Source organism: Natronospira bacteriovora, from assembly GCF_030848495.1.
Lineage (GTDB): Bacteria > Pseudomonadota > Gammaproteobacteria > Natronospirales > Natronospiraceae > Natronospira > Natronospira bacteriovora.
In genome coordinates this window covers 51,595-64,979 of record NZ_JAVDDT010000011.1, presented here as the reverse complement: position 1 = coordinate 64,979, position 13,385 = coordinate 51,595, and the positions used below count along the sequence as shown (strand labels likewise).

The 13,385-nt window shown below is 56.5% G+C and carries 8 protein-coding genes; 5 read left to right on the top strand and 3 right to left on the bottom strand.

Going from position 1 to position 13,385, the window contains the following annotated elements:
- Positions 1-832 precede the first annotated feature (832 nt).
- Entirely contained in the window at positions 833-2,197 is a 1,365-nt protein-coding gene (locus tag RBH19_RS13285) for a DegQ family serine endoprotease (protein ID WP_306729343.1), read from the bottom strand.
- Between the two features lie 340 nt (positions 2,198-2,537).
- The gene (locus tag RBH19_RS13280; RefSeq protein WP_374728980.1) at positions 2,538-2,975 is read right to left on the bottom strand and encodes an Hsp20/alpha crystallin family protein; all 438 of its coding nucleotides are present in this window, start codon (positions 2,973-2,975) and stop codon (positions 2,538-2,540) included.
- A gap of 658 nt (positions 2,976-3,633) precedes the next feature.
- On the opposite strand from RBH19_RS13280, the gene RBH19_RS13275 reads away from it, so the two are divergent.
- The 3 genes from RBH19_RS13275 to RBH19_RS13265 all read left to right on the top strand — a co-directional run bounded on the left by RBH19_RS13275 (position 3,634) and on the right by RBH19_RS13265 (position 7,873).
- Positions 3,634-5,781 carry an adenosylcobalamin-dependent ribonucleoside-diphosphate reductase gene (locus RBH19_RS13275; RefSeq protein WP_306729340.1) on the top strand — a complete coding sequence of 716 codons (2,148 nt, stop codon included), beginning with the start codon at positions 3,634-3,636 and terminating at the stop codon, positions 5,779-5,781.
- 123 nt (positions 5,782-5,904) lie between these two features.
- A complete protein-coding gene (locus tag RBH19_RS13270) occupies positions 5,905-6,651 on the top strand; it encodes a TSCPD domain-containing protein (protein WP_306729339.1) in 747 nt (248 codons plus the stop codon).
- A gap of 913 nt (positions 6,652-7,564) precedes the next feature.
- On the top strand, positions 7,565-7,873 hold the full coding sequence (locus RBH19_RS13265; protein WP_306729338.1) for a hypothetical protein: 309 nt from the start codon (positions 7,565-7,567) through the stop codon (positions 7,871-7,873).
- A 132-nt stretch (positions 7,874-8,005) separates the two neighbouring features.
- Here the strand turns inward: RBH19_RS13265 and RBH19_RS13260 are convergent, their stop codons facing one another.
- Positions 8,006-9,376 carry a deoxyguanosinetriphosphate triphosphohydrolase gene (locus tag RBH19_RS13260; protein ID WP_306729337.1) on the bottom strand — a complete coding sequence of 457 codons (1,371 nt, stop codon included), beginning with the start codon at positions 9,374-9,376 and terminating at the stop codon, positions 8,006-8,008.
- 162 nt (positions 9,377-9,538) lie between these two features.
- Here RBH19_RS13260 and RBH19_RS13255 point away from each other — a divergent pair, with 162 nt between their 5' ends.
- Together RBH19_RS13255 and RBH19_RS13250 are read left to right on the top strand one after the other, a co-directional pair.
- Positions 9,539-10,984 (top strand): hypothetical protein, encoded by a 1,446-nt coding sequence (locus RBH19_RS13255; protein WP_306729336.1) that lies wholly within the window; start codon positions 9,539-9,541, stop codon positions 10,982-10,984.
- A gap of 342 nt (positions 10,985-11,326) precedes the next feature.
- Positions 11,327-13,093 carry a hypothetical protein gene (locus tag RBH19_RS13250; RefSeq protein ID WP_306729335.1) on the top strand — a complete coding sequence of 589 codons (1,767 nt, stop codon included), beginning with the start codon at positions 11,327-11,329 and terminating at the stop codon, positions 13,091-13,093.
- Positions 13,094-13,385 lie beyond the last annotated feature (292 nt).

Sequence of the window (13,385 nt, the reverse complement as noted above, 5' to 3'; positions counted from 1 at the left end):
AGGACCGCTCCCGTAAGGGAGCCCGTGCATGATCGAAGTTCAGTGGCTTTGAGTTGGATGTGGTGCAGGCAGACGGCATCACGCTGGCCGGTGTCTGGCTGTCTGTGACACGCTCTCGCTTGGCCTTCCCTCAGGCCGTAGCGCTGCTACGCCCTTCAGTCCAGGCCGGCGCGAGAGCGCGCCACAGCCACCCAGCCACTCGCCCTCCCACCTGATCGGCGGGACATTGAATCTGCCGCGAACCTCGCTCGGAGCCCCATTGTGGGAGCGGCTTTCAGCCGCGATATCAATCACCCGGTTGGCACGCCGCTACTCTATGCCCCCTGTAGGCGCGGATTCATCCGCGCAATGGCCGGAATCCGCCGCTCAACTTGGTTGAACGGAAAATCGCGAATCGGAAGGCGGCGCTAGAAGATGCCGCGCCTGTGGGAGAGGCTTCAACCTCGATGAGCGCTTCTCGGAGCCGTTAGCGGGTGGAGGGTGGCACCGCGAGTCATTCGGCTCCGAACGTGAGGTGTAAGGCGTGAGGCGTGAGGTGAAAACCCGAAGCCTTCGGCTTCCGCGCTGCGCGCGAATCAGGCTGGCCAATGGCCAGCCACCGGGCGCCAAAGGCGCCCCGCCTTTCACCTCACGCCTCACCCCTCACACCTCACTGTCGAAGCCCCCCAGAGCTGAGCGCCCCGGCATCTTCTAACGCCCCCTCAGCACTCAACACTCAGCACTCAACACTCAGCACTCAACACTCAGCACTCAACACTCAGCACTCAGCACTCAAAAAAAAGCCCCACCAACTCCCGCTGGCAGGGCCTTCCTGAAACAAAACTCGAAACGCTTATCGAATCAACACATAAAGCGCACCCTCACCCCGGCGCACGTTCAGCACCAGGGCATCGGCATCCCGCACCGCCTCGGCCATTTCGCTGAGATTGCGCACGCGCTGGCGATTGACCGAGGTGATCACATCTCCGGGCCGCAGGTGCCGGGCGGCCGCGCTGCGGTTCTCCACATCCTCCACCAGCACGCCTTCCACGCGGCCGAACAGCGGTGAACGCTCATCCAGCTCGGTGAAGGTGGCCCCGGACAGTTTGGGGTGCAGATCCTCGGCTTCCACCGTGGTGTCTTCCGGGTCGCTGATACGGGCGCGGAGGCGCTTGCGCTCGTCCTCGCGCAGCACTTCCAGCTCCACTTCCTCGCCCACACGCATCAGGCCGATGCGCGTGACCAGTTCACGGATGCTGGTGATGCTGCGTTCATTGACGCGGATGATCACATCGCCTTCCTTCAGGCCGGCTTCCTCGGCGGCGGAGTTGGGTGCCACCTGGGTCACCAGGGCGCCGTCACGACGATCAATGCCCATGGCATCCGCAATGTCCGGCGTCAGGTTCTGCACCTGCACGCCCAGACGTCCGCGCCGCACCCGGCCATCCTCGCGAATCTGTTCCATGATGCCCTTGGCCAGATTGGTGGGGATGGCAAAGCCAATGCCGATATTGCCGCCCCGGCCGGACAGAATCGCCGTGTTGATGCCGGCCAGCCGCCCGTCCAGGGTGACCAGTGCGCCGCCGGAGTTGCCGGGGTTGATGGCCGCGTCGGTCTGGATGAAGTCCTGGATGCGGTTGTCGCCGCCCTGCAGGGCACGGCCCAGGCCGGACACGATGCCCGAGGTGACGGTGTGATCCAGACCAAAGGGGTTGCCAATGGCCACCACGAAATCACCCACCCGCACGTTGTCGGAATCGGCCAGGCGGATCTGCTTCAAATCATTGGCGTCGATGCGGATCACCGCCACGTCGGTCTGCTCGTCCGAGCCCACCACTTCTGCCTCATAGGTGCGGTTGTCGTGCAGGCGAACGGTGATCTGATCCGCATTCTGGATCACGTGATGATTGGTGATGATGATGCCATCGGCGGCATCCACGATCACCCCGGAACCCAGGCTCTGGGTCTCGCGCTCACGGGGCTGATCGGGGATGTCGAAGAAGCGGCGGAAGAAGGGGTCGTTGGCAAAGGGGTGGCGTTGCACCTCCACCGTGCTGCGGGTGGAGATGTTCACCACCGCCGGCGACACCTCGTCGATCATGGGGGCCAGCGAGGGCAGGGCGCGGCCCTCCCCGTCCGTTGCCGGCAATTGCGCCATGGCCGCCGCCGGTGTTGCCACCGCTGTGGCCAGCAAGAAAATGCCTGCTCCCTTGCGCAGGATACTTCCACTCATGGAAACGCACTCCCTCTGGTGAGTTGGCAAAAATCCCTTATGACAAGTCAATGACCGGGAACCGGCCGCAGCCGATCCGGCCTCTTCCCCCGGCATCCGGTGCTGGCGAGCACAAAGCACCGAGCCTGCCTAAGAGAGACCTTGGCCCGAGCCGGTGGTTCCCCCCGCATCGAGCGCTTCTGACCCCCGATTCTGGCGCGTTTTCGGGCGCCTGACTACCGTCTCGCCGCAGGCGGTGGCACCGCCGCCGCGGTGGGCCCAACGTAAACTGCCCGGGCAGGGCCCGGGCAGCAGCTTGCGGCGTTGCCGTGACGGCGAGCAGCGGTCAGCCCTTCACCTCGATGCGGCGCGGCTGCACCTTCGCCTGCTTTGGAATCACCACTTCCAGCACGCCGTTCTTGCTCTGGGCGCTGATGCTCTCGGCATCGGCGCTGTCGGGCAGCACGAAGCGCCGGAAGAACTGGCCGGACACGCGTTCCACCCGGCGATAACCTTCCTTCTGTTCTTCCTTGCTGTCATGGCGCTGACCGCTGATGGTCAGGGTGCCGTTTTCCATGGTGATCTCGATGTCCTTGGGATCCACGCCGGGCACATCCGCATGCAGCACGAAGCGTTCGGCTTCCTCGCGGATGTCCACGGCCGGGGCCCAGTCGGACACCTCGCCGTTCTCGGCCTCGTAGCCGGGCACGCCGTCAAAGATGGTGTTGAGTTCGTTCTGGAGCTGGTTCATCAGGCTCCAGGGGCGGCGACGATAGTGGGAAATGTTCATTGCCATGTTGCACCTCCTGGCTGTCTTGCCAATCACTGTGTTTGAGAATGTTCGAAAACCGTGCATGGGGAACCGTCTCGTCTTACCGTCGAAATAGGGGCTGTCCACCCGATTTCAAGACTCGATCGTGGAGAAATTGACGCTTTCCAGGTAGGCGGCGAGATTCCGGCGATCGGATTTTGACCCCCAAACACAATATATTGGGCCTCCAGGGCCGGCTCCACGCTCCGGGGCGGAAAAATTTCCTCCGCGGGAAAAGCCGTATATAGCCTGTCAAGACGTGCCAAGTTATTGTTTTCATGATAAAATAAAGCCTTATCAAATTTCTTGACAGAATCCCGCCCGCTGCCTACGCTTAGCAAAGTTCGCCACAAGATGTTGTGGTCAACCGTCCCCAGCTTTTCCACAGACTTATCCACTGGCACAGGGACGGGCCGTGGGGCAGGGCCAATCCCGTCTGAGCGGGTCCTGCCGTTGAGGGAATCAGCGCGAAGGCCCCGCCGCGGCAGCGGTCCCGGGCCGAACAGAGGGGGTAGGGCAAAAGTCCAACCTGCAGGCATAACCAAGAAACCCGGCGCAGGGCGCCAGGGCTGTGCGCATCTTTTGGCGCGCCGCCGCGACCGGGGCATGACATCATTTTTCAGGAGGCAGCATGAGCAGCGCGCTTAAGGTCGACAAGGCAGCAGTCAAGGCGATTCCGGTCCAGGACGCGTCCGTGGACATCTGGGATAAAAAGTATCGCCTGAAAACCAAGGATGGCACCGTCCTCGATGAAACCGTGGACGATACCTACAAGCGTGTCGCCAAGGCCCTGGCCGAAGTGGAGGCCCCGAAGGACCGCGAACACTGGTATGAGCGTTTCCTCTGGGCCCTGCGCCAGGGCGCCATCCCGGCCGGGCGCATCATCTCCAATGCTGGCGCCCAGGATCACAAACCGGCCACCTCCACCATCAACTGCACGGTGTCCGGCACCATCCGCGACTCCATGAACGACATCCTCGGCAAGGTGCACGAGGCGGGGCTGACCCTCAAGGCCGGCTGCGGCATCGGCTATGAGTTCTCCACCCTGCGGCCCAAGGGTGCCTATGTCTCCGGCGCCGGCGCCTACACCTCCGGCCCCCTGTCCTTCATGGATATCTACGACCGCATGTGCTTCACCGTCTCCTCCGCCGGTGGCCGTCGCGGCGCCCAGATGGGCACCTTCGACATCGGCCACCCGGACGTGATGGACTTCATTCGCGCCAAGCGCGAAGACGGCCGCCTGCGCCAGTTCAACCTCTCCCTGCTCATCACCGAGGAATTCATGGAAGCGGTGAAGAGCGATACCGATTGGAAGCTGGCCTTCCCGGTCACCGAGAAGGAAGTGGAGCTCGACGGCATCGACGTCAACGACCCCGAACAGGTGGTCTGGCGCGAATGGCCGCAGACCGATGGCTACGTCAGCAATGAATCCAAACTGGTGGCCTGCAAGATCTACAAGACCATTCCCGCCCGGCGCCTGTGGGACATGATCATGAACTCCACCTACGACTACGCCGAGCCGGGCTTCATCCTGATCGACAAGGTCAATGAGCAGAACAACAACTGGTTCTGCGAAGACATCCGCGCCACCAACCCCTGTGGCGAGCAGCCCCTGCCGCCGTATGGGTCGTGTCTGCTGGGTTCGGTGAACCTGACCAAGTTCGTGCTGGATCCCTTCACCGACAAGGCCCGCTTCGACTGGGACAACTACAAGGAAGTGGTCAAGACCTTCACCCGCATGCTGGATAACGTGGTCGAGATCAACGGCCTGCCGCTTTCCCAGCAGGAAGGCGAGATCCGCCGCAAGCGTCGCCACGGCATGGGCTTTTTGGGCCTGGGCTCCACCGTCACCATGATGCGCATGAAGTACGGCAGCCCCGAGTCCGTGGACTTCACCGACAAGGTGGCCAAGGAACTCGCCCTGGCCGGCTGGGAGGCCGGTCTCGAACTGGCCGAGGAAAAGGGCCCGGCGCCGATCATGGTGGAAGAGTTTGCCGTGAGCGAGGAAATGCTGCGCAAGCGCCCGGAAATGAAGCGCGACGGCTGGAAGGTGGGCCAGAAGATCCCCGGCCGCCTGCTGCACGCCAAGTACAGCCGCTACATGCAGAAGATCGCCGAGGAAAACCCCGAGCTGGTCAAGCAGCTGGCGGAAAAGGGCGCGCGCTTCACCCACCACAGCTCCATCGCGCCCACGGGCACCATCTCACTGTCCCTGGCCAACAATGCCTCCAACGGCATTGAGCCCAGCTTCGCCCATCACTACTTCCGCAACGTGATCCGCGAAGGCAAGAAGTCCAAGGAAAAGGTGGACGTGTTCAGCTTCGAGCTGCTGGCCTACCGGGAACTGATCAACCCCAGGGCCATGCCCACCACCGAGCAGGACGATGAGCGTCTGCCGGAGTACTTCATCACCGCCGAGGAAATCACCCCGGTGCAGCACGTGGACATGCAGTCCGCGGCCCAGAAGTGGGTGGATTCCTCCATCTCCAAGACCGCCAACGTGCCCACGGACTACGACTACGAAGACTTCAAGGGCATCTATCTCTACGCCTACGAGAATGGCCTCAAGGGCTGCACCACCTTCCGCTTCAACCCGGAAGCCTTCCAGGGCGTGCTGGTGCGCGAGGACGACCTCAAGAACACCACCTACACCTTCACCCTGGAAGACGGCAGCACGGTGGAAGTCAAAGGCGACGAAGAGATCGAATACGACGGCGAAACCCACACCGCCGCCAACCTCTACGACGCGATCAAGGAAGGCTACTACGGCCGCTTCTAAGGCGGACCGCTGTGGCAGGGGCATCCGCTGCGAAGGCGGATGCCCCCAAAACCAACAAATGGTGTGGGAGAGGCTTCAGCCTCGAAGACTCCGGCACCAGAACAGATTGAAGAGGAAAGACCCATGACCGTCAAAATCAACAAAAAAATCGTCTCCTACGGCATCAAAAAGCCCGAAGACGAAGCAAAGAACGAAGCCACCACCGCCGAAAAAGCCCCGGCCGAAGCCCACGGCGAATTCCGCCGCGAAGGCAACGTGGTGCACATGACCGAAACCCTGGAGCGCCCCGATGAACTCATCGGCTCCACCTACAAGGTCAAGCCCCCCGTGGCCGACCACGCCATGTACATCACCATCAACGACATCATCCTGAACCAGGGCACCGAACAGGAAGTCCGCCGCCCCTTCGAGATCTTCATCAACTCCAAGAACCTCGACCACTACCAGTGGATCGTGGCCCTCACCCGAGTGATCTCCGCCGTGTTCCGCAAAGGCGGCGACGTCACCTTCCTGGTGGAAGAGCTCCAGGCCGTGTTTGATCCAAGAGGCGGCTACTGGAAGCCCGGCGGCAAATTCATGCCTTCCCTGATTGCAGAAATCGGCGAAGTCATCGAAAAGCACCTCACCAAGATCGGCATGATCCAGCCCGCCGAGCTGGACGAGCACCAGCGGAAGCTGGTTGAACAGAAGCGGGCCGAGTATGAAGCGGCGCAAGGGCAGAAGGATGCCTTTGCGGAGAATACGGCGAAGGAAGACAACGGCGGCTTTCCGGCCGGGGCGCAGCTTTGCACTAAGTGCAATACGGCGGCGGTGGTTATGATGGATGGGTGTCTTACCTGCCTGTCGTGCGGCGACTCAAAATGCGGCTGAGAACGCATCAGCTCCCGAGATACGGCGTTGCAGCGGCCCCATCCGTGCTCACTTACTCAATGTAAGCTCCGCGCGGGTGGGGCCGCCGCGCCTTGTCTCTCGGAAGCTGAGTGCGCTCTCAGTGCTAAGTGAGTAACTCAAGCGAGGAGGTCGGGCCCACCATTTACGGTTTCTGGGGTGTTCGGTTTTCCTAGGAGTAGGTTATTTAAGCACTTTCGAGTTTGGTATCCCTCACATACTATTTGCGAGTTATAGCTATGACTGATCGAAACCCCGCCGAGAATGAGCCAACTGACCCTGGGTCATCGCGTAAGCCCGGGAAGCCATTGAGGCCTACCCCGAACAAGCGCCGTGATACCAATAGCACCGGACCTAAGAAGCCAGAAAGAAGATAATGTCGACCGTTGACAAAGCACGTGAGGCTTATTACGGATTCTCCGCTTCGGCGAGTTCTGCAGCTAGACAGGTTAGTCTAGCCGGGCTAATCGCGGCATGGGCGTTTATTCCTGATTCTCTCTCGAGCAATGACTCGATGACATCAGCGCAGCATCAGTGGGTCATCGTTCCATTTTTATTGGCACTGCTGTTAGATGTTATTCATTATCTGACTGCTTCCCTTGTGTGGGGTTGGTATGCCAGAACTACCGAAGTTAGCGAGGATAGTGGGCACTCGAATGCGAGTGGAAGCCGATCCTCGTCGTTCCCTGCTTGGCTCAACTATCCTGCCATTTTCTTTTTTTGGACGAAGCATGTTTCCTGTTTAGTCGGGTTGTTGGTTTTAATAGGTGTTATCGTTTGTTCCTAATGCGTCTCCGACAGTCAGTTAGGCATCGTCAGTAGACGAGCTCAGGTATGTGTGGCTATCTCAAGCAAGCTGTTGGCTGTGTTTTGATGTTGATTTCTTGAGTATTGGGTGGGCTATGATTGTTTCCAAGAAGAAGGCTTCCAGGAAGAAGGCTTCCAGGAAGAAGGCTTCCAGGAAGAAGGCTTCCAGGAAGAAGGCTTCCAGGAAGAAGGCTTCCAGGAAGAAGGCTTCCAGGAAGAAGGCTTCCAAGAAGAAGGCTTCCAAGAAGAAGGCTTCCAAGAAGAAGGCTTCCAAGAAGAAGGCTTCCAAGAAGAAGGCTTCCAAGAAGAAGGCTTCCAAGAAGAAATGGTCAAGGAAGAGAGGAAAAAAAGATCGTTCCCGCGCAAGCAGAAATGGCACAGGAAGTACTGGCCCTAAGATCCAGTGAGGGTTGATGTTCTAAATTGCTGCAAGAATGCCTACCACTTTAGGGAGTGCTGTGGCCAATATTGGGGTTCTGCCACCAAGACCGGAGAAGGTGTGCGTATTCCGCGGGGTTCTAAAGTCCCCTTATTTTCCATAACCGGACAACTGCCCAGCCAAGAAAGTGGCATGGTCGTCGGTCATCCCGCTAATAACATCAGTTACACGCAACAATGAATCGTAGAAAGTCCAGGATCGTGGGGGCTTGTTCGCTCCCATTGACTCTAGAATTCGCTTGTTACGAAAAGACATAGCGTCTTCCCCTCTATCATGTAGTTCCACTATGGCTTTGACAAACGCCGTTAGTAAAACTCCGATTGATGAGAAGGAGCCTATCTCAAGTTGGGTTTTTCTAGATGCCGTAAAGACACGATTCCGGGCTGCATTCTTTGCAGCGGAGATGGCCTCTGGTGTCACACCTTTCCCGCACTCCACGAGGTTGTCCGAAAACTCCCCGGCCATGATCGATTCATAATGCTCTTTAAAACTTCTAACCGCATGATCGATCATTGACTGCATTGCTGCACCACGCAGCCGTGCGATTCGGCGACGATCCGAAATATGTTCGGTCATAAGATCATCATACGAGTCTGATGTTAAGCCCTCAAAAACATCATATAGTTCCTTAAATGTAAGAAGCTCTAGTTCTACACCATCCTCCAGATCCATGATTGCATAGCAGATGTCATCTGCTGCCTCGACTAGAAAACAAAGCGGGTGCCTGCAGAACTTCCCATCCCCTTGGTCTATGAGACCGAGCTCGTTGGCTACTCGAGAGAACACATCGAATTGATCACGAAATACGCTGAACTTATCTTTCGTCTTTGCGTGAGATGAGTTCCACGGATATTTTATGCTTGTAGCTATCGTGGGAAGTGTAAGTCTAAGGCCACCATCAAAGAGGTGGTTTTCAATTGTTGTTATTGTTCGGAGACCTTGCGCATTCCCATCAAACTTTGTGAAATCGTTTAGTTCATCCTCGGAGAGCTGATCCTTTATAAGTCCTTTGTTTTCTTTGAACCAGTCCTTTATCGCCTCTTCTCCCGCATGTCCGAATGGTGGGTTTCCGATGTCGTGAGCCAAACAGGCCGCCTGCGTGATAACCCCAATATCGGCATGATTGAAGTCATTGGGAAGCACCCCATTATCTTCGAGCCAGCCCCCAATTTCTGAGCCTAATGAGCGCCCAACGGACCCTACCTCAATGGTGTGCGTCAATCGTGTGTGTATATGATCATTTTTCGACATCGGGTGTACTTGAGTCTTTCGTCCCAGGCGCCGGAATGCATGGGAGAAGACCAAGCGGTCATGATCCTTGTGGAACACGGTACGGGCAGATGGGAGCCCTTCGTGGGCGGGTCTGAGGCGACCACCATCCTTGAAGCGCTGCGAGGATAGCAGTCTTTTCCAGTCCATTAACCTAGGCATAACTCGCTCCTTGCCGACCTGATCTGTCATCTAAGGTAGTCTTAGGCCGAAAACATTGCAAAGAGATCGCATAGCGGACGTATCCACCTAGCGGATTGTCATGGTCATAGAGTCTCCATTTTGCTAATCCTCTGCTAGTCTTAAACATTGCAAGATTGGAGGATTCTCCACCAATCACATGGACTTGCGGTGATGACAATGGGCAATGGAAGTGTTCTGGATAAGCTTCAGACGGGGGAGCGGGCTCGGCTGATCCCAGTGGGGAGTGATCGGCAGAAGGAATCACGGGCGATTTCGGCGTTGTTGGCAGTTTTCCGCCTGATTCCGGCCTATGCGAATCTGATGCTGGATGAGGTTGGGGCACCGACGAACAAGCGGGCGAAGCTGAGCGCCTGGACGGAAATCACCTTCAAGGTGCTTGGGAAGAAGCCTTCCGAGCTGCCGCGCCCGGATGGGCTGCTGGCCGTTCAGAGTGGCAAGAAGGAGTGGGCGGCGCTGGTTGAAGCGAAGGTGAAGAACGAGGAGATCTCGGCCGCCCAGATTGAGCGCTATTTGGACCTGGCCCGGGAAGTGGGCGCGAATGCCGTCATCACCATCTCCAATCAGTTCGCGTTGCTGCCCAGTCATCACCCGGTTCGGGTCAACAAGCAGAAGACTCGATCTGTTTCGCTCTATCATTTCTCCTGGCTGGCCCTGCAAAGCAATGCCCAGGTACTGTCCGATTCCGACACCCTGGAAGACGAAGAACAGGCGCTGGTGCTGAAGGAGCTAATTCGCTTCCTCGAGCATGACAATTCAGGCGTCAAGCCATACGACCGCATGGGGCCGGCCTGGAAGGATCTGTGCGCTACCGTTCAGCAGGGTGCGCCGCTCCGGAAGGGTGACGAGAAGCTGCAGGAGGCCGTTGCTGACTGGCACCAGCTCTGCCGCTATCTGGCACTCAAGCTCAGCAGCCGACTGGCAAAGCCGGTTTCGGTCTGTGTTCGCCGCAAGCATGCGAACGACCCAGCAAAGCGCCTGGAACATGACATAGGTCGCTTGGTCAAAGACCAGCTCCTCGCAGACGAGTTCGACATTCCGAATGCGGCCGGCAATGTGAACCTCTCTGCTGACATCATGCGCCGCACCATCAATCTGTCGATGCGCCTGGAACCACCCAAGGACAAGCAGCGCCCAACGGCCGCCATCAACTGGCTCACCCGCCAGTTGAATCCGGATATCGCCAAAGGTGTCCTGATTCGCTGTACCTGGCCACGGCGCACGCCGGATACCATCCAGCCACTGGAAACTGCCCTGGAAGATCCCAAGTCGCTGATCCCGGATGGCATGAACGACCTGCCTGCCGGACTGGAAGTCATGCGCGTGGTCGATCTCGCTGGCCGTTTCCGCGGCGCTAGAACGCTGGTGGAGGACATTGAGAAAGCCTTTCCGGCCTTCTACCGTGATATCGGCCAACACCTACGCGCCTGGACACCACCACCTCCGAAGTACAGAAAATCCAGAAAGCCCGTGTCAGAGGAAGAAGAGCGTTTGGCGGAGCGGGAGGCGGAGCTTGCCGATCAAGCTGACAAAACTAATGACACGAAAGTGCCCGACAGCTTTGTTAGGACGCCTCATGTGAGGCCGCCTCAGGAATAGAATGGCAACCCCTGAGACATCTTGCAAGGGGCAGCAAGCTTTGATTTGGAGAGATGCTGGCACGCGCTGCGGCATGGGGGGTGGCGACACGGCCGCACGTACCGGGTGCTGACTGGAAATTGACTATTCACACGCTTCTGTGATCCGGTGAAGCGCTAGAGTACGCCAGTCACTGACGGGTGATTACGCTGTCACCCTCGAGAACGATATTGGGTTAGAAGGGTCGATGGGCTCCAGGCCACCCTAATAACCGAGACATCCATCTCCAACCTTGGCAATGAAGTTATAAAAGGTGAGTTTTGTGCATGTCGAAAGACATGTTCGACAGGGAGCTGATGAAGCATGCAATACGCTAGGCTAACAACGTGGAAAAACCCGTCAAAACTCTCTGGATTGGCGTTCTTTGCGCAACTAACACAAGAGCTATTATTCAAGTATACCAGCGATGGATACAAGCCCCCGCTTATGGCTGTTCCTAGTCTTGTTGCGGAAGCTATCCATGTAATTGATACCGTGAACGCCGGCTTGATTGACAAACAGCATGTAGAGCATGTTTGTCGAGAATTAGCACTGCGCATTAAAAACGATCCTGTCGTTAAAGAGATGGCGCCATATAGCGCGTCAACCATCGCTAAAACACTTAAGAACTCGAGCACTTGGACGCGAAGAGCACATCTAGAAAAATTGAAACTTCACCTTACGCCAAGCGCTTACAAGCAGGCTTCTGAGGTTGTCCTTTTGACGCTATTGCAGAGAGCCGACCGAAAGCGAGACATATCAACGGTAGCTTCCCATTATTTTAGTAACCTTATGCACCTGGGTTATCATGAAACCTATTTGTATGCTCAGTCTCGACAATTCTTCTTTCTCCGCAAGGCCGGGATAACGAAAGTCGCAGATGTGGGAGACTACTTTGCGCTATTTCCACTTGAGTACCAGCAATACACCGTCCTTTTCCCATTGAACTCACTTATGGTCGAGATGATAGAAAAGGGCGGTTTGGACAACATAACTGTTGAGAGTGAGGGAGGCTCTATCCTCCTCGACGAGGCTCGTAAACATGGGATGACGGTCAAAGATGGTGGTGCCTATGGAAGGATGGAATCCGTTCGCGCTCGGGATGTTCACTCTGCTTATGAAGCAGCGGTGGACTATACTTCCAGTCTTACTGACTATCTCGCCTTTTATCACCACAAAAGCGCACTGTCCCCACCCGCACGGGCGATCGTTCAGAATGAGCAAACTGGAAAATCTCGACTTATAAAGATGGCTCCTAAGCCAATTACATGCTGCCCTGATTCTCGCCCTGATTCTGCGATCTCAAGAACTATCACCACCCTTGGTCAAGTGCGTGCGCGAACGGTGAAGGATGTGGAGCAATTAACACAGGCCTTAGCATTGCATGCGGCAGCCGTGCGGGCAGAAGATAATAAAGGGCAGCTATTGAATCTCTGGGCTGCACTAGAAACTTTGGTTTCAAGGGATAATGGCGGAAATGAGTCGCATATAGAAAGTATATCGAGAGCTATAAAGCCTATTCTTCTCATGACATATCTCCCCTCAAAGCTTGAGCTTTTAAGGAAAGACCTATTTCGATGGGATGAGGGTGCTTGTCGGAAATATCTTGACCTATGTGACGGAGAGCGTGATACAGAGAAGTTAGTGCATCTTCTAAGCAGTAAAGGCAACGAGAAGAATCTGAGAAAGCTAAAAGCAGATTGTGGCGAGTTCTTTCTCCTTAGAAATCGCATATTCGAGATAGAATCTCTCGTGACAGATGCCAAGACTATCCGTTTCGCACTGCTTTCTCATTGGGGAAAAATTGAATGGCAGCTTAGGCGGATATACAGAGCGAGGAATATGATTATTCACGGTAGCGGAACCCCGGGCGGATTGCGTGTCCTAGTGAAAAATCTGCATGCATATTTTGATGTCTGTGCTAGTTCAATAATCAGTCTTTTATCTAAAAGAGAAACTGGCGGAATTGATGACTCGTTTGTCCATTCCAGCCTTCTGTGGGAAGACTATTATTCACATTTGGAGGAAATCTCACGATCCTCTGTTGATACGGGGAACAGCTTAGTATGGTTTAAGTTTGATTTTGGATAACTCAGGAGGACATCGTCGTTATCAATCACCGCGACACCCACCTCCCAGATTGAGTGCTGTAACAAACAACCGAGACATTCATCTCCCAGATTGGCTGCTGACACGCATTCGTTGATGATCTGGTGGCGTGAGGGTCGGTGGAGTGGTCGTTTGGCGGTGCTAAACGGGGCCTGACGCAGGCAAAGTGGCGGAAAAATATCCAGTTGGGGTTATTGCGGACGCGGGCAGGCCACCTTGGACGGCAGTTTCTGTGTCATTCCTAGGCTATGAGGGTTTGCCTAGCCGGGTTATG